Source organism: Burkholderia sp. AU38729 (assembly GCF_020419725.1).
GTDB lineage: Bacteria > Pseudomonadota > Gammaproteobacteria > Burkholderiales > Burkholderiaceae > Burkholderia.
This window is the reverse complement of record NZ_JAIZQO010000004.1, coordinates 184,984-208,029: the sequence shown is the minus strand read 5'-3', so window position 1 is coordinate 208,029 and position 23,046 is coordinate 184,984. Positions and strand designations below refer to the sequence as shown.

Here is a 23,046-nt window from a genome sequence, read left to right as displayed (position 1 = left end):
TCATTCCACCTGCGCGAGTTCTTCGCTGCTGACGCTGATCGCCGCATGCGCCATCGCAGCGATCACGGCCGCGTGCTGGTCCACCACGGGCAGCACGTTCGCGAAGTAATAGCGCGCGCTTTTCAGCTTGCCGCGATAGAACGCGAGTTCGGCCGGCGTGTCGGCGGTGTCCGGCGCGTCGAGCCGGCGCGCGGCGATCGTCGCCGATTCGAGCAGCACCCATGCCGACGTGACGACGCCGAACATCTCGAGAAAGCGCGTGTAGAACTGGCTGCTGCGGTGCGTGTGACCGTCCTGCACGTCGCGCGCGATGTCGTCGAGCGCGGTGGCGATCCGGTCGGCGCCCGTGCGCAGCGCATCGAACAGCGGACGCAGCTCCGCATGCGTGCCGGTGTGATGCTGGCGCGCGAGGAACACGTCGAGTTCGTCGCGGTAGTACTGGATCAGCCGCGAATGGCGGCCGAAGCCGAGCTTGTCGCGCACGAGGTCCTGTGCCTGGATGTAGTTCGTGCCTTCCCAGATCGACAGGATCTTCACGTCGCGCGCGTTCTGCTCGACGGGGCTCGCATCGGTATAGCCGAGCCCGCCGTGCACCTGGATCGCGGTTTCGCAGATCCGCCATGCCTGGTCGGAGATGAACGCCTTGCAGATCGGCGTCAGCAGCAGCTGCAGCTTGCGGTGGCGCTCGATCTCGGCCGGGTCGGCGTCGGGCGTCGCTTCGAGCATCGCCGCGCGCGTGGCGGTCGCGGCGAGCTTGCCGAGCAGGCCGCGGCAGCCGTCGACGCGGCTCTTCATGTCGACCAGCATGCGCTGCACGTCCGCGTGCTCGACGATCGCCACGCGCGCTGCGTTCGTATTCGACGCGCGCTCGATCGGCCGGCCCTGCAGCCGGCGGCCCGCATATTCGACCGCATGCAGGTACGCGCTCGACGCGACGCCGACGCCGAACATCCCGGTGCTCATCCGCGCCTGGTTCATCAGCGGCATCAGCTGCAGCAGGCCGACGTTGCGCCGGCCGCCGAGCAGCCAGCCTTTGGTCGTGCCGTTCGAACCGAACACGAGATGCGTGTTCGCGCAGCCCTTGAGCCCCATCTTGCGCGGCAGGCCGATGCAGTCGACATGGTTCGACTGCAGCTCGCCGGTTTCCTCGTCCGGCCAGAAGCGCGGCACGACGAGGCACGACAGCGAGAACGAGTCCGGCGACGCGGTGTCGATGCGGCCGAGCACGAAATACAGCGTGTTCTCGGTCAGCTCGTGCATGCCGGCCGAGATGTAGACCTTCTCGCCGTCGATCGCGTAGAGGTCGCGTTCGAGCGGCGTCGCGCGCAGCGCGACCGCGGTGAGGTCGGTGCCGGCCTGCGGTTCGGTCGCGCAGAAGCAGGCATCCCAGCGGTACGCCTCGAGCGGCGCGATCAGCGCCTTCTGGTGCGGCGTGCCGTGCATCTGCAGGAGCTTGATCGCGGGGCGCGTGAAGCCGCCGTACGTCATGAACGACGGGTTCGCGCCCATGAACATCTCGTAGATCATCTGCGTGACGATCGGCGGCAGCCCGTGCGCGGTGCCGAACAGCGTGTTCGACCATTCGTCGCGAAAGCGCGCCCACAGCGCGTGGAAATGCGACGGAATGCGTACCTGGCCGTCGTCGAGCAGCGTGCAGCCCTCGACGTCCGCCTGCTGGTAGCTGCGCCCGAGGTCGAGCGCGAAATCGCGTGCGCGTTCGAGCAGCGCGTCGATCGACGCGCGGTCGTGCGTGCCGTACAGGCCGTGTTCCGCGAGGAACCGCTTGTCGGCCTCGAACAGTTCCCACAGAAAGAAGCGCAGTTCGCGCAGGCTCACCTTGTAGGCGCTCATCACGCGTCTCCTTCGATATCGAGCGCGGCATCGAGGCCGCCGGCGAGGTCGACGACGGCTGCCGCCGCGGCGCCATGCAGTGCCGCGTCCCACACGAGCACCGTGCGGCGTTCGCCTTCGTCGAGCGCGCCGGCGAGCCGGATCAGCGCGGCGGCCGATTCAGCCGACGACAGGTGGCCGGCCGCTTCATGCTGGATGCGGGCGGCGACCGGGATCGACGCGGCGTCGGCCACGCGCGCCGCGAAGCCGGGATCGAAGCCGGGCGGCACGCACCAGTCGATCTCGCCGGCGCGCAACCCGGCCAGGTCGAGCGCGCGGCGGATCGCACGCGCGGCGACCGGCGCGAGCGCGTCGCGCAATGTGCCGGGCGCGTCGGCCCACGGATCGGCGATCGACGGCCCGAATTCCATCGCGACGGACCGCACGCCGCCCCAGTCGGCCGGCTCGGGCGCCGGGCCCGCGCGCGACACGAGCAGCGCGGCGGCCGCGTCGCCGTAGCCGACCAGGTCGCCGAACTGGCGGAAGAACGGGTAGAGCCACTTGTCGCTGAGGATCACGAGCGCCTGGTCGCCTTCGTCGAGCAGCCCGTCGAGCAGCATCAGCGCCGAATACCAGCCGAGCGTGCCGTTCTGGCCGAGCGCGAACGGCGTCACGCGCTGCAGCCCGAGCTCGTACTGCATGCGGCCGACGACCGAATCGCCGATCCCTTCGTTGAGCGCGCAGCTCGCGACGATCACGTGGGTCGTGCGGGCCAGTTGCCCGGAGCCGAGCTGGTCGCGCAGGTCGAGCGCCGCGTCGGCGGCGAGATCGGCGAGGCTGCGCCCGGGCGGCGCGACCCGCAGCGTGGGCCGGCCGCCCGGCGCGAGGCGCGTGCCTTCGTCGGGCGTCAGTGCGCCCATTCCGCGCGGCCGCGCGAAGCGCGCCTGCGGCAGCAGCAGGTGCCGGTAGCCGGGATGGCGTTCCTGCGCCTGGATCGCGCTGAACACGACGGCGGGCGGCAGCACCACGACGCCGCCCGACAGGGCCAGCGTGCCGGGCTCGGCGATGCGGCGCGCGCCGAGGCAGGTTTCATCGAGCGTCGACAGGGTCATGCGGCGGTCTCCTCGTTCGTGGGCGCGAACGCGTCGCGATACTGGTTCTTCAGCGCGGGGCGGTCGATCTTGCCGTTCGGGTTGCGCGGCAACGCCGGCAGCGGCTCGACGACGAGCGGGCTCATGTAGGTCGGCAATGCGTCGCGGCAGGCGCGCGCGATGTCGGCGCGGCAGGCTTCGGCGTCGAGTGTCGAGACGACACACGCGGCGATCGCCTCGCCGAGCGATGCGTGCGGCACGCCGAACACCGCCGCCTCGCGGATATGGGGCAGCGCGAACAGCACGTCCTCGACCTCGGTCGGGCTCACGCGATAGCCGGACGTCTTGATCATGTCGTCGCCGCGCGCGACGAAATACAGGTAGCCGTCCGCGTCGCGACGCACGATGTCGCCGGACCACACGGCGACGTCGGGGCGCGGGATCTCGCCGTGACGGCGCGGCAGCGGGCGAAAACGCTGCGCGGTCAGCTCGGGCCGGTTCCAGTAGCCGAGCGTGACGAATGCACCGCGATGCACGAGTTCGCCGGGTTCGTCGGCCGCGCATTCGCTGCCGTCCGCGCGCAGCACGAGGATCTCGGCGTTCGGCACGGCCTTGCCGATCGACGTCGGCCGCAATGCCGCGTCGGCCGGCGGCAGGTACGTCGAGCGGAAGGCTTCAGTCAAGCCGTACATCAGGTACGGCGCGGCGTTCGTGAACACCGCCTGCAGGCGGTGCAGCAGCGGCGTCGCGAGATGGCCGCCGGTGTTCGCGAAGCGGCGGATCCGCGTGCGCGCCGTGTCGCTCCAGCCGGCGGACGCGAGCTGCATCCACAACGGCGGCACGCCGGTGATCGACGTCACGCCGAACGCGTCGCAATGGCGCGGCACTTCGGCCGGCTGCAGGAAGTCGAGCGGTGCGTAGCACGCGCCGGCGGCCAGCGCGGTCGTGAGCTGGCTCAGGCCCGCGTCGAAGCTGAGCGGCAGCACGCCGAGCACGACGTCGTCGTCGGCCAGCCCCTGGTACGCGGCGACGCTGAATGCACCCGACACGAGGTTGCGATGCGACACGACCACGCCTTTCGGCTTGCCGGTCGAGCCGGACGTGTAGAGCAGCGCGGCGGGATCGTCGTCCACCGGCCGGCCGGCGGGGGCCGGTGCCGGTGAATCCGTGCCGGGCGCGTGGATCGCGTCGGCCAGTTCCTCGATCAGCATCGCGCGTTCGCCGACGAGCGCGGCGAGCGCCGGCAGGCGCTTCAACCGCTGCGCGCCGGTCATGAACAGCGCCGCGCCGCTGTCGGTGACGATGTGTTCGATCTGCGCTTCCTTCAACTGCGGATTGACCGGCACGAAGATCGCGCCGAGCGCGTTGGCCGCGAGCATCGCGACCACGGTTTCGATGCGTTTCGGCGCGTAGATGGCGACGCGCTCGCCGGGCCGCACGCCGCGCGACGCGAGCGCGGCAGCCGCGCGGCGGACCGCGCGGGCGAGCTGTTCGTAGGTCATCGTGCCGCCGCCGTCGGCATACGCGGGATGCTGCGGCCAGCGCGCGGCGCCGTGTTCGAGCAGGTCGGCGACGCTGATCAGGGCGTTCATGATCGGCTTCTCTCTCAGGTGGGTCTAGGCGGGCCGCACGTACACGTGCGCGGCTTCGTGGGACAGGAAATGCGCCATCGAGTACGTGCGGTGATACGCGCCGCAGCGCGCGAACACGGCGATGTCGCCGACCTGCGGCGGCGCGCCCGTGTCGTCGCGGCCGATCACGTCCGCGCGGCTGCAGGTGCTGCCGACGTAGATCGTCGGCACGCCGCGTACCGGCGGCGCCGCAGTGCGGCGCACGAGCGACGGCGCGGCCAGCCGGCGCATCACCGATTCGGTCTGCGCGAGCAGGAACGCATGCGACAGCCCGCCGTCGCAGACGGCGATCGTGCGGTCCTGCCACGTCTTGACCGCGACGACGCGCGTCGCGAACACGCCCGCATCGGCGAAGATCGCGCGGCCCGATTCATGCGCGAGCGAGTACTGGCCGGCCAGCGGCGCGAGCGCAGTCGCATAGCGCTCGAACGCGGCGTCGCCCGGGTGATCGTCGGCAAAGCCGCCGCCGAGGCTCAGCGACGCGAGCGGAGCACCGTTGGCGGGTGCGAGATCGCGGGCGAGCGCGGCGAGCCGCTCGGGCAGCACGAGCGTGTCGGGCTGGGTCGCGTCCTGGCGGATGAACGAATGCGGGCCGGAGAACACGTGCAGCCCGGCCACCGGCAAACCGGCGGCGGCGAGCGTGCGTACCGCGTCGTGCGCCTCGTTCGGCGTCATCCCGAAGTGGTCGTGCCACAGTGCGCGTGCATCGTCGCCGGCCAGCGCGCCGGCATTCACGCGCAGCAGCACGGCGCCCGGCGTGCTGCCGCCGGCCGCCGCCTCGCGCGCCAGCGGCGCGAAGCGCGCGACCGCGTCCGGGTTGTCGAGCACGAAATGGCAGCGCGACGCGAGCCCGGCGCGCATGAACATCTCGTCCATCGACGGGTTGTTCAGGTAGCGCGGCGTCTTGATCCGGCCGATCACCGCGTCGAGTTCGCCGCGGCTCGCGAGTTCGACGCCATCCTCGTACGCATGCGCGCAGCGCGCGAGCATGTCCTGGTTCGGGTTCGCCTTCAGCGACACGATCAGCCGCGTGCCGAGCCGCGCTTTCAGCGACCGGTAGCGCGCGATCGCGACTTCCGGCTCGTACACGTAGCACGGCGTGCGCAGGTCGGCGATCCACGCGTGGTCGCCGGCGGGTGGGAGCGGGCGCTCAGGCGTCATGGCGGCCCACCGGATGGAGCGTGGCGGCCGCGTACGCGCCGCAGTTCGACTGCATCACGCCGAGCACGCGCTGGCCGCGCGCGACCGCGTCGAGCCCGACGTCGGCCAGGTTGATCGGGAAATCCGAACAGCACGCGTGGCCGCGCGCATGGATGTTCTCCGCATAGAGCCGCTCGGCCGGCACGCGCATCGCGCGGCACAGCGCGTTCCAGCCGGGCAGGTCGGCGTTGTGCGGCAGCACGAGGTCGTACGCGTCGAGCGCGTACGGCTCGAGCGCGACCGCCGCGTCGATCGCCTTGCGGGTGTACGGCCACTCCATCATGATCAGGTCGGCCTCGTTCGCGGCGACGGTATCCGAGCCGCGATGCCATTTCGCATGCGTCTCGATCGCGACGCCGCCGAGCCGGTTCTTCGTGCTGTTGCGCGCGATCAGCATCGCGGCCGCGCCGTCGCACTGCACGCCCGTCATCTGGCGCATCCGGTAATCCTCGCCGTACACGCGGTCGGACGACACGACGAGCGCCGCGTCGAGCTGCGGATAGCGGCGCATCAGCGCGCGCACCGTCTCGATGCCGGCCGCGACCGACACGCAGTTCAGCTGCGCGACCGAGCCGAGCCACAGCGGCTCGATGCCGAGCTGCGCGGCCAGCTCGTGCGGCAGGCTGCGCGGCGCGGGCGGCACGCTGAACTGCTGCGTGTGCACGTGCACGATCGCGCCGATGTCGGACGGATGCACGCGCGCGGTGTCGAGCAGGCGGCCGGCCGCCGCGATCGCGAGATCGGTCTCGCTCGTGTCGAGCGCCATGTGGAAATAGCGGCTGCCCGACTGCGCGATCGCCGCGGCCCGTTGCGCCGGGTAGTCGCGCTCGGCGGCCCAGGCCTCGATGTCGACGGGCAGGCCCGGCAGCTCGTAGGCCGCCGCGTCGATGCCGATCCAGAAATCGCGTGACGCTTGGGAGGAGATCGTCGTCATGGTTCAGTTGAGCGGCATCGCCGCGTAGTCGAGGACGTCGAGTTTTTCGAAGGTCGCCTGCACGGTCGGCGTGAGCAGGCCCATCTCGCGGATCGTCGGCACCAGGCGCCGGAAGATCGAGCGGCGGATCGAGCTGGAGACCGGCGATTCGCGCACCATCGCGCTGCATTCGCGCTTCGACAGCCCCATCGGTTCCCAGATGTCGTCCGCGCACAGATGCTCGTACAGCACGGCCGCGCCTTCGCAGACGAACTCCTCGCGCTCGCGCAGCTCGACCGCGCTCATCTCCGCATACACGCGGCACAGCGTGATCCGGCCGACCGCGAAGTGACGCGATTCGTCGCGCTGGATCCGCACGAACAAGTCCTTGATGAACGGATCGGTGCTGTACGCGACCACACTCTGGAAGATCGACAGCGCGATGCCCTCGACGAGCACCTGCATCCCGAGGTTCGTCATGTCGAGCGCGCTGCTCGTGATCGTGTCGTGCAGCAGCCCCTTCAGCGAGCGGCTCATCGGGTAGCTGACGTCGAGCTTCTCGTTCACGAGCTTCGCGTACGCTTCGACGTGGCGCGCTTCGTCCATCATCTGCGCGGCCGCGCACAGCCGCGCGCTCAGGCCGTTCTCGGCCGACGCGAGCTTCGATGCGCAGATCAGCGCGGCCTGCTCGCCGTGCAGGATCTGCGACAGCAGCCAGCCCTGCGCGTGATGGCGCACCTCGCGCTTGTCGGTGTCCGACAGCTTGCCCCACAGCTCGGTGCCGTAGATCAGCAGCGTCGGGTCGGGCATGCCGAGCGGGTTTGCCGGGTCGAGATCGTGGCTCCAGTCGACATCGGTCGCGACGTCCCACTGCGCGGCCTTCGCTTTTTCGTACAACCGGTTCAGCGCCTCTTCGCGCAGGGCGTAGTCGTTCGACATCAGGGCGTCGACGGGCATCGACCAGCGGATGTCGGCCGTGTCCTGCATGACGGTGAGCGTGTCAGTCATTTCAAGGTCTCCCCGGCCGCGCGGCGGCGCCGGAATGATGGGCGGAATCGGTGAGCGTCGTGGCGGCGGCGCGCGGCGCGGCCGGGTGCGGGTCGAGGCGGATCGCATACGCCGGCCATGCGCCGCGCAGCTGCGCGTCGAAGGCGTCGGCGAGCCGCGCGGGCCAGATCGCGCAGCACACGCGGTTGTCGCCGGCGAACTCCGCGTCGCGCAGGATCCGGTCGCCGATCCACACGACGGGTGCGCCGCGCGCGGCGTCGCGCAACGCTTCGTCGTACAGGTGCACGCCGAGCAGCACGTGCGGCGCTAGCAGTTCGGCCGGCAGCGCGCCGAAGTACGGCGCGCAGACTTCGATGAATACGCGTGCGTCCGGATGCACTTCATTGCGGATCCGCGCCGTGATTTCGGAGAGGAATGCGAAGTACTGTACGTGGTCGAGCAACACGCGGCGATCGCCGCCGAATGCATCGCCGGCGTCATACACGTCGCCGGCGCTTTCCGCGAGCGCGGCGCGCGCATAGTCGGCCGGCGTGTCGAGCGGCATCCGGTACGCGCTCGCGGCGACCGCGACCGGCTGCCGCGCGTCGCGCTCGATCCGGTAGGTGAAATGAACGGGTCGCACCATGTCACGCCTCGTCGTCGAGCGAGAACGTCGCGTCCGGCGCGAACGCGACGTCGGCGACCGCGTAATAGCCGTTCAGCGCGAGCGAGCAGACGGCCGCGCGGCGCGGCGTGTCGCCGTCGCGATGCGCGAGCAGCACCGACAGCCACGGATCGCTGCCGAACGCATGACCGAACTGCCCATGGCCGTCCGGCAGCAGCGGCGTCTTGCCGACCGACGCGAGCAGCGCGCGGCGCGACGTCGCCGGAAAGAACGGCAGCGCCGCGTGCAAGCCGGGGCGGGCCGCGCAGAAGGTGCGGATGTCGCGGCCCAGCCGCACGACCGCGCTGGCCGGCGGCGCGGCATCGGCCAGCACCGACGTCATGGACGGCGCCGCTTCGCGGCCGACATCGACGAGCAGCGTGCACACGCCGAAGCCCGAGCGTCCCCAGGCGGGGTTGCCGTGCCAGTACGTGTAGCCGTGCACGTCGATGTCGACGATCTGCAGCAGCAGCGTGCGCGGCCCGGTTTCGGCCGCGGTGGCGAGCGAGCGGCGCAATACGTAGCCCCAGCCCGCGCATTCGTACGAGCAGGTCATCCAGTCGGGCGTGTAGTCGTTCGCGCCGGCCAGTGCCTGCGCGAACACGCGATGCTGCGGCGAATCGTTCATCAGCAGCATCGACAGGATCGTCGAGCTGACCACGTAGTCGTCCGCGCCGACCGCGCCGCACAGCCGCTCGCGTTCGGCGCACGCGAGCGTGCCGATCGCGCGGGCCGTGTCGTCGAGCGGCACGGCCGCGCCGTCGCGCGACGGCGCGACGCGCCGGTACGCGAGCGCCTGCACGGTCAGCGCGGTCGCCGGGGCCGGCTGGGCGGCGGGGGCCGCCACGGTCGCAAGGGGCGCGAGCATCGTCGTGTCAGGCGGCGTGCTGCTGGCGGCGCAGTTGCGCGTCGAGCTGCTGCAGCGTCGTGTACTGCGTGATGTTCAGCGCTTCCGGGTCGATCGAACCGTAGAGCTGTTCGCAGAACACGATCAGCTCGACGATGTTCAGCGAATCGATGCCGAGTTCGCCGATGCCGGCGTCGGTGTCGACGGTCTCGACGTTGAGGATCTTCGCGACTTCGCGGGACAGGATGTCGAGCGCGTCGGCCGGAACGTTCTGGGTCGTCATGAGAGGAGCTCCTGATAATGAAGTGGGTTGATCGGGATCGATCGGCCTGTCGCGTGGGTCAACTGCCGGCTTCGCAGCGCAGGCTCTTGCGAAGCTCGTGATAACAACGGTACGAACTGCCTTCCATCTTCGAAAACGCCAGCAGGTCGCGCTGGTCGTCGAAAGTCGCCACCCTGCCGTCGCGCACGAGCGCGGTCAGGAACTCGTTCGACAGCAGCTTGATCGCGAGCACGCGCTGCACCTTGCCGAAGCTGTAGTGCGCGTCGTCGGTCTGGCTGCGCGCGGCGTCCGCGATGAACTGATGAACGGCGCGCGCGTCGGCGTCGAGTTCGACGCGGCCCGTTTGCGCGAGCCAGCCGACGTGCGCCATCAGCGCGCGGACGAAGTAGGGGCGCACGACGGTCAGGTACTTGTTGAACACGGTCGGGCCGCCGATGCGCAGTCGGTCTTCGGCATGCACGCGCACCTGGCCGCCCACGTTTGCGAGCTGCAGGTTGCCGGCGAGGAACGGCGTGCCGCAGGTCGTGCGCTTCAGCTTGCGGTACTCGTCGGGCCACACGAGGTAGGCGGCCGGGAACATCACGCCCGGCAACCGCGCGGCGACCACCGCCATGCAGTCGCGATGCGCTTCGATGCCCCACACCTTGTCGACGGTGAGCGCGAGGCCGTTGTCGTCGCTGCGCACGACCGTGCGCCATGCGGCGAGCGTCGGGCCGCCGCCGTCGCTCATCAGGAACGCGAAGTTGTGGCCGCTGTCGATGCAGTCGCATGCACGACGGTTCTGGTCGTCGGAGAAGAACAGCCCGAACATGATGCGGATGAACGCGCGCATGAACGGCTTGAACAGGTGATGAAACCCTTCGCTGCCGATCTGTTCGAGCAGCGCTTCGGTGAGCGGCGCTTCCTCGTGCCGCAGCGGCGTCGACGCGGACGAATCGGGCAGCACGTCCGGCGTGGCGGCATGCAGCGCGATCACCATCTCGCTGTCGAGCAGCCGCACGGCAGCCGCTTCGACGAGCCGGGCCGCCGCGCGCGGCGGCGTGCCGAGCGACGCGATCGTGTCGAAGTGGCGCAGCACCGGATACGCGGCCTGGTCGGCCACGCGCAGCAGCAGCGGCGCGGGCGCGAGCGGGGCGGCGGACGAAGCGGGAGCGGAAAGCGTGGACATGGGGCAGGGTTCCTGTCAGAAGCGCACGCGCACGGCGGCGTCGATACGGGTGCCGAGACCGACCATCCGGTACTCGGAGTTGCTGTCGGAGAACGCGCGGGTGACCGCGACATCGACGCTCACGCGCTTGTTCACATCGGCGACGACCTGCGCGATCGCGAGCAGGCCCTTGTCCTGCGGCGAATAGACGCCGCGCAGCGAATACTCGACGCGGCCGATCTTCTTGCCGAGCCGGGCGAACAGGTAGTCGCGCAGGTTGCCGTCGACGCTCACGAAATCGGCCGTGCCGCCGAGTCCGCCCAGTGCGGCGCCGGGTGCGACGGGCAGCAGCGCGTTGTTCATGCGGACCGCATTGACCATCTGGCGCCACTGGTTCGCGTCGTAGCGCGCCTCGTCGTGCGACCACTCGACGATCAGCGAGAAGTTGCCGGGCAGTGCGCTCTGCATGCCGACCGCGCTGCGCCACATGATCTGGCGATCGTTGCGGCGATCGACTGCGTCGTACGCGGCCGGGGAATCGAGCGGCGTGCCGTTCGCAATGAAGGCCGGCAGCGGGCGCGTCGTGCCGCGCTCGAGCCACGCGCTCGCATAGACGGTGTTCGAGCGCGCGACGTCGAACGACAGCGTCGCGCCGGCGCCGCCGTGGCCCGCATGCCGGCCGGCAAGCAACGCGGCCGAGCCGCCCGACCAGTTGTAAGCGCCGCGCACGAGCTGGGTCGCGCCCTGCACGTCGCGGTTGTCGACGTCGCTGCGCAGCGTGCGGTTCTCGCCGGCGATGAACTGCAGCGTGGTCTGTTCGCCGGCCCATTTCGCTTCGACGAGCGGCGTGCCTTCGACATCGCCGTAGCGGTCGTAGATGTCGGCCGTCGCGGCCCGCTTCTGGAAGAAGCCGAGCGGGAAGAACGCCTGCGACGTATCGAGCGGATCGATCCGCTTGCCGGCGGTGAGCGTGATGCCGTTGTCGAATGCATAGCGCACGCCGGCCTCGTTGAAGCGGGTGGACTGTGCGCCGAGCGAGTGGTTGCTGGCCACGGCACGGGCGTTCATGAACAGGTTCTCGCCGTCGATGCGCGCGAGCAGGCCCGCTTCCTGCAGGTTGCGCGGCTGGTCGCCGATCAGGTTGCCTAACAGCGCGTGCCCGTCCATGCTGTCGACGGTGCGTGCGTAAGCGATGCCGTTCAGCGTGCTCAACTGTTCCATCAGCGATTCTCCGTGCGCGAGCGTGCAGCCGAGCGCAAGCGGGACGGCGAGTGCGGCGGCGGGCCAGATGCGGCCGGATGATGGACGGAGGCGGTCACGATGGGCGTCGACATGGGCGGCGTGGTCACTGGCCATCGGCGAGCGTGTCGGGATTGAACCAGCCCGACGGAATCTTGCGCGGCTGGCCGTCGAGGATGTCGACAACGCTCGCGCGCTGCTTTTCGATCTCGTTGCGATACGTGATCTTGCGGATCACCTTGCGTCCGTTCGCATCGACCGGCGCGGAGAAATCGGCGCTGCGGAACAACAGGCCGCTCGCGAGGAAGAACTGCGCGCGCACCGGCACGTCGGTATCGGGCGTGACCCACAGCTTGATCGTCGGGTAGACGTTGTCGGAATCGGTCGCGGTCAGGTCGAGCTCGGTGGCCGGCTTGCCGGCGATCGTCGTCGCGCCTGGCGCGGCCGATGCGCGATAGCTGTCCGCCCAGTGCGTGCGCGTGATGTCGCTGATCACGACCTCGCCCTGCAGCCGCTGCATCCCGTTGATGCGCACCGCGCTGCGCGTGTTAGGCACGTAGAACCAGTGGCCGCGCGTCGTCGCGAGGTATTTCTGGCCGTCGTTCTCGCCGCTGCGCGTCAGCGCGAGCGTGTCGCCGTTGCCGCGCGTATAGACGAGGTAGCGCGTCGCGTCGCCGGACTGCCCGCCCACTTCGTTCGTGATCTGGATGTTCGTCTGCGTATCGGCGGCCGTGCTGCGGTATGCGTCGGCACGGGCAAGCATGGTCTGGGCCGTCGGGGCGTCGGCGGCATGCACGAGCGGCGCGCACGCGACGAGCGCGGCGGCCAGGTGGCGAATGCGAATCATGGGGCGAGTCCTTCGAGGATGTTGCGTTTGGCGAGGCCGAGCGTCGCGAGCAGCGCGGCGGCCACTCCGAGCACGACGAACGCGCCTTCGACGGCGGCCACGGCGGCCGGCGAGACCGTGAATGCGAGCAGGATCGACTTCACGCGGCCCGGCGGCGGCGGCAGGTGGATCTGCGCGTGATTGAGCGCGACCATCGTCAGCAGCGCCACCGCGATGCCGGCGGCCGCGCCCAGCAGGCCGAGGAAGGCGGTCTCCTGGATCAGCACGCCGCGCACCGTCGCGGCCGGCACGCCGAGCGCGCGCAGCGTCGAGATCTCGCGGCGGCGCTCGACGATGCTCATCAGGATCCAGTTGCTCATCGACAGCAGGATCGTCAGGCAGAGAATCGCGCCGAACACCGAGAACTGGTTCTTGTACAGCGCGACGACCTGGTGATAGAGCGATACAAGCTGGTCCCAGGTCTTCACGTCGAGCGTCGGCAGCGCGGCGCGCAGCGTCGCGGCGGCGGCCGGCGTATGCGCGGTGTCCGTCAGGAACACCGCGATGCGCGACGCGCGGTCGGTGCGCAGCAGCGCCTGTGCGGCCGCGAACGTCACGTTGACGATCCGCTCGTCGACGTCCTTGTTGCCGGTGCTCATCACGCCGACGATCTGCGCATCGGTCGCGTTGATGCCGCCGTGCGCGGTCGACGCCATCAACTGCACGACCGAGCCGACGTGCACGCCGAGCTTGCGCGCGAGTTCCGCGCCGACGACGACTTCGGTGCCGGGATTCGTCGGCGACAGGTAGCGGCCCGACAGTACGGTGTGATAGTCGAAGAAGCCGGGCGGTTCGCGGTTCGGCTCGATGCCTTCGCCGACGAAGCCATCGCTGAGATCGCCGTTCGAGATCAATCCGTCGAAGTCGATGCCGCGCGCGGTGGTCGCGACACCGGGCAGCGCCGCGATCGCGCGCGTGGCGGTGGCCTGCTCGTCGGCGGTGAGCCCGTACTGCAGCGGCCGCTCGCCGATCAGGTCGAGATAGCCGTGGTGCAGCACCTGCACGTGGCCGACGCCGCTGTCGATCGACCCTTCGCGCACCGCGTCGAAAGTCGCGATCACGTAGCCGAGCGCGAGGCTCGACGCGAACGCGGCGACGCCGATCATCGCCATCGTCAGCACGGTGCGGCGCTTGTTGCGCCAGAGGTTACGCCACGCAAACGTCGACCAGTTCACGATTCACTCCCGGTACGCCGTCGCGCATCTCGATGCGGCGCGGCAGGTGCGCGCACAGACGATCGTCGTGCGACGCAATCAGAAAGGCGGTGCCCAGCGTGCGGTTGGTGTCGAGGATCAGCTCGGCCACCGCCCGTGCGTTGGTGCTGTCGAGGCTGGCGGTCGGCTCGTCCGCGATCACGATCGCCGGCTCCTTGGCGAGCGCGCGGGCCAGCGCGACCCGCTGCTGCTCGCCGCCGGACAGCTCGCCGGGGCGATGGCGTTCGCGCGCGGCGAGCCCTACCGCGTCGAGCATCGCGCGGGCGCGCTCGCGCCGTGTGCGAGGCGTGCCCCATGCGAAGCAGCCGAGCTCGACGTTCTCGAGCGCGGACATCACCGGAATCAGGTTGAACTGCTGGAACACGAAGCCGATGCGCTCGCGGCGAATCCGTTCGAGCGTGTCCGGCGCATCGTCGATCCGGCGGCCTTCGAGCCAGCGTTCGCCGCTGCTCGGCACGTCGAGAAAGCCGGCGAGGTTGAGCAGCGTGCTCTTGCCGCTGCCCGACGGGCCGACGAGCGCGACGACGTCGCGCTGGCCGATCGAGATCGTCGCGCCGCGTACCGCGACGACGCGGCCCGCGCCCTCGTACACGCGCGAGACGTCGCGCAGTTCGAGCACCGGCGTGAGCGTGGCGGTCGTCATGCGTACGCTCCCTGGCCGGCTTCGGCGGCGGCCGTCGCGTGGATCACGGACAGCGCGCCGCTCGCATAGAGGTCGCGGCACTTCAGGCGCTGCAGCTTGCCGCTCGTCGTGCGCGGCAGCGAGCCCGGTTCGACGAAGCACAGATCCTGCGCGGCGAAGCCGATCCGGGAGGCGAGCAGTTGCTGGCACTCGGCGCGCGTCTGCGGCGTCGCATCGACGGGCCGCGCCTCGATCGCGACGACCAGCCGCTCGGTGCCCGTCTCCGGATCGGGCAGCCCGAACGCGATGCAGGTGCTCTTGCGCAGCGTGCGATGGGCGGCCAACGCCTCCTCGATTTCATGCGGGAAGTAGTTGCTGCCGCGAATGATGATGACTTCCTTCTTGCGCCCGAGGATATGCAGCTGGCCATCCGCGACGTAGCCGATGTCGCCGGTGCGGAACCAGCCGTCGGCCGTCAGCGGCGCAGCGATCGAGCCGTCGTCGGGGTTCAGGTAGCCGAGCATCACCGACGTGCCGCGGATCGCGACTTCGCCGACCGCGCGGTTCGCCAGCGCGTGGTCGCCGTCGTCGAGGATCCGGAACGCCATGCCCTCGATCGGCGTGCCCATCGCGAGCACGGTTTCGGTGTCGGTGTCGGCGCCGTCGTTCGCGGCGGCCGGTTGCGCATCGCGGCGCTCGATCAGCGCGCGACGGTCGAGCGTGTCGGCGATCACGTACGGCGCGCCGTCAACGGCGCCGTCGTGCCACGCACGATGCATCGATACCGCGAGCGTCGATTCGGCCATCCCGTAGCACGGCTGCAGCGCCGATGCCGCGAGACCGTACGGCGCGAACGTCGCGGCGAAGTCGCGCAGCGTCGCGTCGTCCACGCGTTCGCCGCCGATGAAGATGTTGCGGCACGCGGAAAGATCGACGCCTTCCATCGCGGAGGCATTGAAACGGCGCACGCAGTAGCGCAGCGCGAAGGTCGGCACCGATGTCGTCGTCGCGCGCGCCGACGCGATGCGCTTCAACCAGCCGAGCGGATTACGAATGAAGCTGTTCGGCTGCATCATCAGCAGCGGCGCACGGTAATGCAGGTTCGACAGCAGCGTGAGCAGCCCCATGTCGTGATAGAGCGGCAGCCACGACGCGGTGCCGTCGCCGGCCGCAATGTCGAAACGCACCGACCCACCGATGCCGAGCACGTTCGCGATCACGTTCTCGTGGCTGAGCACCGCGGCCTTCGGATGCGATGTCGAGCCGGACGTGAGCTGGACATGATGCGGATCGCGGCCATGCTTCGCGCTGATCAGCGCGCGCGCACCGGCATCCGCGACGAGCGACAGCGTGTCGAGATCGACGACGCGCGTGGACGAAGCGGGAAACGCATCGTCGCGCCATGCGGCGGCCTGCGCATCCGCGGCGATGACGAGGCGCGGCCGATATAGCTCGCATGCCACGTCGATCACCTGTCGCCCGGTGGTGGCGCGGCGCGCGGGAACGGGCACGGTGCAGGGCAGTGCGCCCGTCATCACGCAGGCCATCATCGCGACCGCATGCTCGACCGACGCGGGCAAGGCCAGCATCACCATGTCGTTCTCGCGCACGTCGAGTTCGCGCAGCGCGCCGGCCTGGCGAAACACTTCTTCCGCGAAGCGCCGGTACGTGATGCTCGCCTCGTTGCCGGCGTCGTCGACGAACGTCATGCGATGCATGGCGCCCGCGACGTCCTCGAGCGATTCGATGAGGCGATGAATGGTGGATGCGCACTTCGTCACGAGGATTCTCCCCTTGAGGAACACGGCCGCTCGCGCCACGGTGCCGGCGGCGCCGTTCGTCGAGTGAGGGGGATTCTTGCCGGATCGACATGGCACGACAAACGGAATATTTGCAGGCTATGCATGAGCGGCACGCATCCACTCGGCACTGCCATGTGTGTATACGTGCGAGCCCGTGCGAGGTGAACGGTCGGTACGCATTCGACCGGTCGTCTAGTTCACGATGTGGTGCGCTCATGCGCGGGCGTCATGCAATGCGTTCGGAAAATTCGTTTGTCCGAAGCATCGACACACAGAAGAATTGCAACCCGGCAGCGCGCCAGTGTCGCCGCGTCATCGTGCCGGGCAGGGTCCGGCCAAGGAGAGCATTTTGTCCGTCACCTCATCGCTTCTCGCCCGTCAGAAACCGGTTGCAGACATGAAGAGCCGCCCGAGCGGCGTCGTCTTCTCGCTGAAGCTCGCGGTCTACGTCGCACTCATCGCGCACGGCATGCTGTTCGCGCTGTCGACGGTCGTGGTCCTGAAGATCGTCGGCATCCTGCTGATCGGCGCGATGTACGCGCACGGGGTCGAGCTGCAGCACCAGGCGCTGCATTACCAGGGATTCAGGAGCAAGCGGCTCAACATGGTGTTCGGCGTGCTGCTCGGCATGCCGATGCTCGTGTCGTTTCATGCGTACCAGGACAGCCACCTGCGCCATCACCGGCTGCTCGGCACGCCCGAGAACAAGGAGTTCTTCGACTACGGCGACCAGTACGGCGCGCGCCCCGTCGTGAATCTCGGCCTGTGGGCGTGGCGGCTGTCGATGGCCGCGCACTATATCCAGTTCGCGAAGAACGTCGCGAAGCTCGTCGTGCCGGGCGCACGCTTCGGCGACAACCCGCTCGTGTCGCGCGCGATCCGCCGCGATCACCTGCTGATGGTCGCGGCGATCGCGCTGCTGGCCGGCGTGTCGATCGCGCTGCACACGTGGTTCGCCGTGTGGGTGTGGGTCGTGCCGCTCGTGTTCGTGGCCGCGCCCGTGCATGCGCTGGTCGAGATGCCCGAGCATTACCGCTGCGACCTGACGAGCACCGATCCGTTCCGCAACACGCGGACGATCGAGAGCAATGCATTCATGACGTGGTTCACGAACGGCAACAACTATCACGTCGAGCACCACATGATGCCGAACCTGCCGATCGAGCGGCTGCACGATCTGCATGGCGCGATCGGGCCGCGCATCCGCTATTACCACCGCACCTACCGGCAGTTCTATTACGCGCTGCTGCGCGGCAGGCTGTCGCCGCGCACGGTGGACGACGATGCGGACGACCGCGCACCCGACGCCGAAGCGACGGCGCCGGCGTCCACGCAATCGGCATGACCGGGCCGGTGCCGGGCCCGAATGCCTTTCAACGACGGTGACGACGATGCTCTATCCGGAACTTTTCAGGTCGCTGGAAGCGGTGCGCTGGGACATGGAGAAGGACATTGCGTGGGACCGCTTCGACGCGTCGCTGCTCACCGACGAGCAGGCCGAGACGATCAGGATGAACGCGATCACCGAATGGTCGGCGCTCCCCGCGACGGAAATGTTCCTGCGCGACAACCGGCACGACAGCGACTTTTCCGCGTTCATGAGCGTGTGGTTCTTCGAAGAGCAGAAGCATTCGCTCGTGCTGATGGAATACCTGCGCCGCTTCAAGCCGGCGATGGTGCCGACCGAAGCGGAGCTGCACGCGGTGCGCTTCGAATTCGACCCGGCGCCGCCGCTCGAGACGCTGATGCTGCACTTCTGCGGCGAGATCCGCCTGAACCACTGGTACCGCTGCGCGGCCGACTGGCACACCGAGCCGGTCATCAAGCAGATCTACGAAACGATCTCGCGCGACGAAGCGCGCCATGGCGGCGCGTACTTGCGCTACATGAAGAAGGCGCTGAACGACTGCGGCGACGTCGCGCGTGCCGCGTTCGCGAAGATCGGCGTGCTGATGGCGTCAGCGCGCCGTACCGAGAAGCCGCTGCACCCGACCAACCTGCACGTGAACCAGGCGCTGTTCCCGCGCGACACCGTGCAGTCGCGCTTGCCCGATCCGGCGTGGCTCGAGCGCTGGCTCGACGAGCAGATCCGCTTCGACGGCGAATGGGAAAAGAAGGTGGTCGAGCGGATCCTGCACAACCTGTCGATCCTGTTCGAGCGTCCGTTCGCGACCGCGCAGGAGCTGAACCGCTATCGCCGCGAAGTGACCGCGCGAACGCCCCGTGTGACGGACGGCGTGGTGGACGCGGGATAGCGACACTCATCCCGTCCGGTAAAGGGCGGAACCGATTCCGGACGACGGGGTGGTGTGATGCACGCGGGTTGCCGTTTCCGGTCCGCGGAATATTCATTACCGGACATAATTGGTTCATCAATTTACGGGAATTGCACGGCGCAATTCAATTTCATGCGTTTAGTATGTTTTTATAAACATGAAATCATGGATTTAAATGGTATTCCACGTGTATGTTGAAGTGCGTTTTCTTTTCGCAATACGGTAAATGAATAAAATCGTTTGGTGACTGAAATTGAATTGTAGGTATGCGGATTCACGTCTGCCGAAACGTCCGTATCGCTGTCGTGGCGTCGATTTTTGCCTGTAATGTGCTGTTTTTGCACGACTTTGTCTGTCATCATTCGCGCCATTCTGGTCGCTTATTGTTTTACAAAATCACTACTTGATAATGGTAATGTAAGATTATCTGGTCGATGAAAATCGATAGATAAATACGAGTGTCACGATTGAAAATAAGAATGATCCGCATCCATGCTTCAATATAAAATCGTTTCCGAATCCAAAAAGGAGAAACGAGTCAGGGAGACGAACGGCGACTTGCCTGTCGGTGGGTGCAACTTTGAGGCGGCGGTATGGCTAATGTGAGATTGGCAAAGCGATTGAGAAGTATGCCTTCCCTGGATTTCCTGAGAGGCTTCGAATGCGCGGCGCGTCATTTGAGCTTTACGCGTGCCGGGCAGGAACTGAACGTCACGCAATCCGCCGTGAGCCGGCAGGTCAAGGCGCTCGAGGAGCAGCTCCGGATCGAGCTCTTTCACCGGCACATTCGTTCCCTGACGCTGACCGACAAGGGGCGCGAGCTGTACGACGCGATCTCGTTCGCGTTGTCCGACCTGGAATCGGTGATCGGCAAGCTGTCGTCGAGCGTGGGCCAGCGCGCGATCTCGTTGTCGACCACCGTTTCGTTCGCGGCGCTGTGGCTGATTCCGCGCCTCGGTTCGTTCCGCGCCAGCTATCCCGACATCGACGTACGCGTGTCGGCCACGAGCGAAATTGAAGATCTTAAACGCAAACGTTTGCACCTGGCCGTGCGATATGCAGGGCCGTATACGTCGACGGACGAGACGGACGTGCTGTTTCGCGAGCGCGTCGTGGCGGTCTGCAGCCCGAGCCTGATGCCGGCGGCGGGGGACGTCGCGTCGATGAAGCCGGAGGATCTCGATCGGCACGTGCTGCTGCATCTCGACGATCCGCGCGGCGAGTGGCCGTGGCACGGATGGAGCCATCTGCTGAAGGAGCTGGGCGTGCCGCGCCTGCGGCCCGCCGGCGCGCTGCATTTCAGCCAGTACGACCAGCTGGTGCAGGCCGCGGTCGACGGGCACGGCATCGCGATCGGGCGGCGGCCGCTGGTCGACGGGCTGCTGAAGCAGGGCCGGCTCGTCGAGCTGTTCCCGCACTGCACGGTCGCATCGGGCAGCTACGTGCTGGTGCAGAACCCGGATGCATGCAACGAGTTCGATATCGCGGTGCTGACCAACTGGCTGCTCGAACAGGCGAGTCATCCGCTCGCGTCGGACCCGGAAACGGCCGGCAGCAACGTGGTGCCGATGTATCGCGTCGGATAGTGCGGTCGCGCTACGTCGTCGCGCGTGCGTGTCGAAGGGGCATGCGGCAGGTTCGACGCGCACGCAGGTGCGAACCGTCATGCGCCGCGCCTGCAACCTGTGCGATGATGCGCCGCTTCGCCTTCGTTGCAGCACGCCGCCGAGCGCGGCGCCCGGTTCCGGGCCGCTGCCGATCGCACCGACACCGGAGACGACATGCCCGCAGTGAACATTCATGGCAGCACCCTGCATTACCAGGATCACGGCACCGGGTTCCCGGTGCTGCTCGGGCACAGCTATCTGTGGGATGCGGCGATGTGGGCGCCGCAGATCGACGCGCTGTCGCGCCGGTATCGTGTCATCGTGCCGGACCTGTGGGGGCACGGTGCATCGGGCGTACTGCCGGAAGGCACGCAGACGCTCGACGATCTTGCCGCGCAAGCGAGTGCGCTGCTCGACGCGCTGGCGATCGAACAGTGCGCGCTGGTCGGGCTCAGTGTCGGCGGCATGTGGGGCGCGCGGCTCGCGTTGCGCGAACCGCAGCGCGTGCGCTCGCTCGTGCTGATGGATGCGTCGCTCGAGGCCGAGCCCGAGGCGACGCGGCTGCGCTACTTCGGAATGCTTGACGCCATCGCCGCCGCGGGCCGTATCGCGCCGCCGCTGCTCGATGCGATCGTGCCGCTGTTCTTCCGGCCGGATGTCAATCTGGCGGGCCCGGTGCCGTCCGCGTTTCGCGACGCGCTCGCGAACCTGCCGGCCGACCGGTTGCGGCAATCGATCGTTCCGCTCGGCCGACTGATCTTTGGCCGGCCCGACACGCTGCCGGCGCTCGCCGAACTGGACGCCGAACGCACGCTGCTGATGTGCGGCGCGGGCGACATGGCGCGCCCGCCGTCGGAAACCGTGAAGATGGCGAGCGTGATCGGCTGCACCCACGCGCTGGTGCCGGACGCCGGCCACATCTCGAATCTGGAAAATCCCGCGTTCGTCACGCGCATGCTGTTCGACTGGTTCGACGCGCAGCGGCTGTCGGCAGGCTGACGCGGTGCGCGCGACGCGGCGCATGTCGCGCGGCGTCGCGCCACCTCATGAGCGCCAGCGCCACCCGCGCCCGCATCACGCGCGTTCGCTGACCGGCGTGAGCTTCCTGTCCTGCCCACGCGCTTCGTCGGCCGGGCCGCGAACGAGGCTCAGCGCCTCCGCGCGGCTCGCGACGCACGGCGCGGAGCCGGGCAGCGGCTGGCGTGCCGTTTCGCGCAGCGCGAGCACCGACACGATGCCGATGAACGATGCGCCCATCAGGTAGTACGCGGGCATCATCAGGTCGCCGGTGCGATCGACGAGCCACGCGGTGACGAGCGGCGTCGTGCCGCCGAACAGCGACACCGATACGTTGAAGCCGATCGCGAGCGCGCCGTAGCGGATGCGCGTGGGGAACAGCGCGGGCAGCGCCGACGGCATCACGCCGGTGAAGCACGACAGCAGCACGCCATAGATCAGCATCCCGCCGAACACGGGCAGCATGCCGCCGGTGCGGATCAGCATCAGCGCCGGCACGGCCAGCACGAGCAGGCCCACGCAGCCGGCCATCATCACCGGCTTGCGGCCGACCTTGTCAGACAGGTGCCCGGCGTAGAGCGTCAACGGCATCATCAGCACCATCACGAGCAGCACCAGGAACAGGCCGTGCGATTCGCGGAAGTGCAGCGTCGCCGACAGGTAGCTCGGCAGGTACGACAGCGCCATGTAGTCGGTCACGTTGAAGATCAGCACGAGGCCGACGCATTGCAGCAGCGGCTTCCACTGTTCGACAAGCAGCGTCGCGAAGCGCTGCTTCGGCCGCGTGCGTTCGTCCGCTTCGCGTGCTTCGGCCTCCTTCTTGAACGCGGGCGTTTCCTCGAGTTTCAGCCGGATATAGAGTCCCACGAGGCCGAGCGGGCCGGCGATGAAGAACGGCACGCGCCAGCCCCACGACAGCAGCGCTTCCTGCGACAGCGACGCGGTGAGCAGCGCGACCGTCGCCGCGCCGAGCGTATAGCCGATCAGCGTGCCGAACTCGAGGAAGCTGCCCATGAAGCCGCGGCGCTTGTCGGTGGAGAATTCGGCGATGAAGGTGGCGGCGCCGCCGTACTCGCCGCCGGTCGAGAAGCCCTGCACGAGGCGGGCGACGAGCAGCAGCACGGGCGCCATGATGCCGATCGACGCGTAGCTGGGGATCAGGCCGATCGCGAAGGTGCCGACGGCCATCATGATCATCGTGGCGGCGAGCACGCGCTGGCGGCCGATGCGGTCGCCGAGCGGGCCGAACACCATGCCGCCGAGCGGGCGCACGAGGAACGCGGCCGCGAACGTGCCGAAGGTCGCGAGCAGCTGCGCGGACGGGCTGCTGGACGGGAAGAACACCTTGCCGAGCGTGACGGCGATGTAGCTGTAGACGCCGAAGTCGAACCATTCCATCGCGTTGCCGAACGCCATGGCGCCGACCGCGCGCTTGAGGACGGCGGGGTCGACGATCGTGATGTCATCCAGCTTGACGGACTGGCGCGAAGATCGGGCTTTCGCGGGGCGCGCTTGCGACGGGCTCAATGAACTCTCCTGGAATGGCCTTGGCGGCGCGGCCGGCGGGATGCAGCGGGGGTGTGCGGGCCGACGGACAGCGAAGGCGGATGTCTCGGGGATGCGTCGATGCCGGTGGCGTGCCGCGCGTAGCGGACGACACCGGGCAGGTGTGTTGTGCGAACCAGTTTAGGGAAACGGGCGCGAGCGGCTATCGGTCATGCGCCCGGAACCCGGTGGTAAACGACATCGGGTTCGTGTGGGGCCGGCTGCGTCGAAGCGGGTGTCCGGGC

Annotated in this window: 20 protein-coding genes; 4 read left to right on the top strand and 16 right to left on the bottom strand. The window is 68.5% G+C overall.

Features of this window, described 5'->3' with window-relative positions; all coding sequences use genetic code 11:
• The 15 genes from LGM56_RS13255 to LGM56_RS13185 are packed head-to-tail and all read right to left on the bottom strand — an operon-like array spanning position 1 to position 16,335.
• Positions 1-1,851: an acyl-CoA dehydrogenase gene (locus LGM56_RS13255; protein WP_226204994.1), complete on the bottom strand. Its 1,851-nt coding sequence runs from the start codon at positions 1,849-1,851 to the stop codon at positions 1-3.
• Positions 1,851-2,942: a hypothetical protein gene (locus tag LGM56_RS13250; protein ID WP_089498832.1), complete on the bottom strand. Its 1,092-nt coding sequence runs from the start codon at positions 2,940-2,942 to the stop codon at positions 1,851-1,853. Before LGM56_RS13250 ends, LGM56_RS13255 begins: the two co-directional genes overlap by 1 nt.
• Positions 2,939-4,513, bottom strand: coding sequence for an acyl-CoA ligase (AMP-forming), exosortase A system-associated (locus LGM56_RS13245; protein ID WP_226204991.1), 1,575 nt, complete (start codon positions 4,511-4,513; stop codon positions 2,939-2,941). The genes LGM56_RS13250 and LGM56_RS13245 overlap by 4 nt, the downstream gene beginning before the upstream one ends.
• 24 nt (positions 4,514-4,537) lie before the next feature.
• Positions 4,538-5,713: a PLP-dependent decarboxylase gene (locus LGM56_RS13240; protein ID WP_226204989.1), complete on the bottom strand. Its 1,176-nt coding sequence runs from the start codon at positions 5,711-5,713 to the stop codon at positions 4,538-4,540.
• Positions 5,703-6,686 (bottom strand): ketoacyl-ACP synthase III family protein, encoded by a 984-nt coding sequence (locus tag LGM56_RS13235; protein WP_226204988.1) that lies wholly within the window; start codon positions 6,684-6,686, stop codon positions 5,703-5,705. The genes LGM56_RS13240 and LGM56_RS13235 overlap by 11 nt, the downstream gene beginning before the upstream one ends.
• 3 nt (positions 6,687-6,689) lie before the next feature.
• Complete coding sequence (locus tag LGM56_RS13230) at positions 6,690-7,673, bottom strand: ferritin-like domain-containing protein (RefSeq protein ID WP_046547055.1); 984 nt, start codon at positions 7,671-7,673, stop codon at positions 6,690-6,692.
• A 1-nt stretch (position 7,674) separates the two neighbouring features.
• Positions 7,675-8,298 carry a hypothetical protein gene (locus LGM56_RS13225; RefSeq protein ID WP_226204986.1) on the bottom strand — a complete coding sequence of 208 codons (624 nt, stop codon included), beginning with the start codon at positions 8,296-8,298 and terminating at the stop codon, positions 7,675-7,677.
• A gap of 1 nt (position 8,299) precedes the next feature.
• Positions 8,300-9,184 (bottom strand): hypothetical protein, encoded by an 885-nt coding sequence (locus LGM56_RS13220; protein ID WP_226204984.1) that lies wholly within the window; start codon positions 9,182-9,184, stop codon positions 8,300-8,302.
• A gap of 7 nt (positions 9,185-9,191) precedes the next feature.
• Positions 9,192-9,446 carry an acyl carrier protein gene (locus LGM56_RS13215; protein ID WP_011350104.1) on the bottom strand — a complete coding sequence of 85 codons (255 nt, stop codon included), beginning with the start codon at positions 9,444-9,446 and terminating at the stop codon, positions 9,192-9,194.
• A 58-nt stretch (positions 9,447-9,504) separates the two neighbouring features.
• Positions 9,505-10,614, bottom strand: a complete 1,110-nt coding sequence (locus tag LGM56_RS13210) for a hypothetical protein (RefSeq protein ID WP_226204982.1) — start codon at positions 10,612-10,614, stop codon at positions 9,505-9,507.
• Between the two features lie 15 nt (positions 10,615-10,629).
• Positions 10,630-11,949, bottom strand: a complete 1,320-nt coding sequence (locus tag LGM56_RS13205) for a hypothetical protein (RefSeq protein WP_226204980.1) — start codon at positions 11,947-11,949, stop codon at positions 10,630-10,632.
• Positions 11,939-12,679 (bottom strand): outer membrane lipoprotein-sorting protein, encoded by a 741-nt coding sequence (locus LGM56_RS13200; protein ID WP_226204977.1) that lies wholly within the window; start codon positions 12,677-12,679, stop codon positions 11,939-11,941. Before LGM56_RS13200 ends, LGM56_RS13205 begins: the two co-directional genes overlap by 11 nt.
• Positions 12,676-13,893: an ABC transporter permease gene (locus LGM56_RS13195; RefSeq protein ID WP_226204975.1), complete on the bottom strand. Its 1,218-nt coding sequence runs from the start codon at positions 13,891-13,893 to the stop codon at positions 12,676-12,678. The genes LGM56_RS13200 and LGM56_RS13195 overlap by 4 nt, the downstream gene beginning before the upstream one ends.
• Positions 13,865-14,575: an ABC transporter ATP-binding protein gene (locus LGM56_RS13190; RefSeq protein ID WP_226121365.1), complete on the bottom strand. Its 711-nt coding sequence runs from the start codon at positions 14,573-14,575 to the stop codon at positions 13,865-13,867. The genes LGM56_RS13195 and LGM56_RS13190 overlap by 29 nt, the downstream gene beginning before the upstream one ends.
• Positions 14,572-16,335, bottom strand: coding sequence for a fatty acyl-AMP ligase (locus tag LGM56_RS13185; RefSeq protein WP_226204973.1), 1,764 nt, complete (start codon positions 16,333-16,335; stop codon positions 14,572-14,574). The genes LGM56_RS13190 and LGM56_RS13185 overlap by 4 nt, the downstream gene beginning before the upstream one ends.
• A 418-nt stretch (positions 16,336-16,753) precedes the next feature.
• Between LGM56_RS13185 and LGM56_RS13180 the strand changes: the two genes are divergently transcribed.
• The 4 genes from LGM56_RS13180 to LGM56_RS13165 all read left to right on the top strand — a co-directional run bounded on the left by LGM56_RS13180 (position 16,754) and on the right by LGM56_RS13165 (position 21,238).
• Entirely contained in the window at positions 16,754-17,701 is a 948-nt protein-coding gene (locus tag LGM56_RS13180) for a fatty acid desaturase family protein (protein WP_226204971.1), read from the top strand.
• A 37-nt stretch (positions 17,702-17,738) separates the two neighbouring features.
• Entirely contained in the window at positions 17,739-18,611 is an 873-nt protein-coding gene (locus LGM56_RS13175; RefSeq protein ID WP_226204969.1) for a ferritin-like domain-containing protein, read from the top strand.
• A gap of 614 nt (positions 18,612-19,225) precedes the next feature.
• Positions 19,226-20,218, top strand: coding sequence for a LysR substrate-binding domain-containing protein (locus LGM56_RS13170; protein WP_089498818.1), 993 nt, complete (start codon positions 19,226-19,228; stop codon positions 20,216-20,218).
• A gap of 195 nt (positions 20,219-20,413) precedes the next feature.
• Complete coding sequence (locus tag LGM56_RS13165) at positions 20,414-21,238, top strand: alpha/beta fold hydrolase (RefSeq protein WP_226204965.1); 825 nt, start codon at positions 20,414-20,416, stop codon at positions 21,236-21,238.
• Positions 21,239-21,313: 75 nt separating this feature from the next.
• Here LGM56_RS13165 and proP read toward each other — a convergent pair whose 3' ends face one another.
• Positions 21,314-22,783 carry a glycine betaine/L-proline transporter ProP gene (proP, locus tag LGM56_RS13160; RefSeq protein WP_226204963.1) on the bottom strand — a complete coding sequence of 490 codons (1,470 nt, stop codon included), beginning with the start codon at positions 22,781-22,783 and terminating at the stop codon, positions 21,314-21,316.
• Positions 22,784-23,046: the final 263 nt, after the last annotated feature.

Bases quoted from the DNA above. Each gene is read 5' to 3' on its own strand.
- LGM56_RS13255 (WP_226204994.1), bottom strand. From the start codon at position 1,851: ATGAGCGCCTACAAGGTGAGCCTGCGCGAACTGCGCTTCTTTCTGTGG.
- LGM56_RS13250 (WP_089498832.1), bottom strand. From the start codon at position 2,942: ATGACCCTGTCGACGCTCGATGAAACCTGCCTCGGCGCGCGCCGCATC.
- LGM56_RS13245 (WP_226204991.1), bottom strand. From the start codon at position 4,513: ATGAACGCCCTGATCAGCGTCGCCGACCTGCTCGAACACGGCGCCGCG.
- LGM56_RS13240 (WP_226204989.1), bottom strand. From the start codon at position 5,713: ATGACGCCTGAGCGCCCGCTCCCACCCGCCGGCGACCACGCGTGGATC.
- LGM56_RS13235 (WP_226204988.1), bottom strand. From the start codon at position 6,686: ATGACGACGATCTCCTCCCAAGCGTCACGCGATTTCTGGATCGGCATC.
- LGM56_RS13230 (WP_046547055.1), bottom strand. From the start codon at position 7,673: ATGACTGACACGCTCACCGTCATGCAGGACACGGCCGACATCCGCTGG.
- LGM56_RS13225 (WP_226204986.1), bottom strand. From the start codon at position 8,298: ATGGTGCGACCCGTTCATTTCACCTACCGGATCGAGCGCGACGCGCGG.
- LGM56_RS13220 (WP_226204984.1), bottom strand. From the start codon at position 9,184: ATGCTCGCGCCCCTTGCGACCGTGGCGGCCCCCGCCGCCCAGCCGGCC.
- LGM56_RS13215 (WP_011350104.1), bottom strand. From the start codon at position 9,446: ATGACGACCCAGAACGTTCCGGCCGACGCGCTCGACATCCTGTCCCGC.
- LGM56_RS13210 (WP_226204982.1), bottom strand. From the start codon at position 10,614: ATGTCCACGCTTTCCGCTCCCGCTTCGTCCGCCGCCCCGCTCGCGCCC.
- LGM56_RS13205 (WP_226204980.1), bottom strand. From the start codon at position 11,949: ATGGCCAGTGACCACGCCGCCCATGTCGACGCCCATCGTGACCGCCTC.
- LGM56_RS13200 (WP_226204977.1), bottom strand. From the start codon at position 12,679: ATGATTCGCATTCGCCACCTGGCCGCCGCGCTCGTCGCGTGCGCGCCG.
- LGM56_RS13190 (WP_226121365.1), bottom strand. From the start codon at position 14,575: ATGACGACCGCCACGCTCACGCCGGTGCTCGAACTGCGCGACGTCTCG.
- LGM56_RS13180 (WP_226204971.1), top strand. From the start codon at position 16,754: ATGAAGAGCCGCCCGAGCGGCGTCGTCTTCTCGCTGAAGCTCGCGGTC.
- LGM56_RS13170 (WP_089498818.1), top strand. From the start codon at position 19,226: ATGGCTAATGTGAGATTGGCAAAGCGATTGAGAAGTATGCCTTCCCTG.
- LGM56_RS13165 (WP_226204965.1), top strand. From the start codon at position 20,414: ATGCCCGCAGTGAACATTCATGGCAGCACCCTGCATTACCAGGATCAC.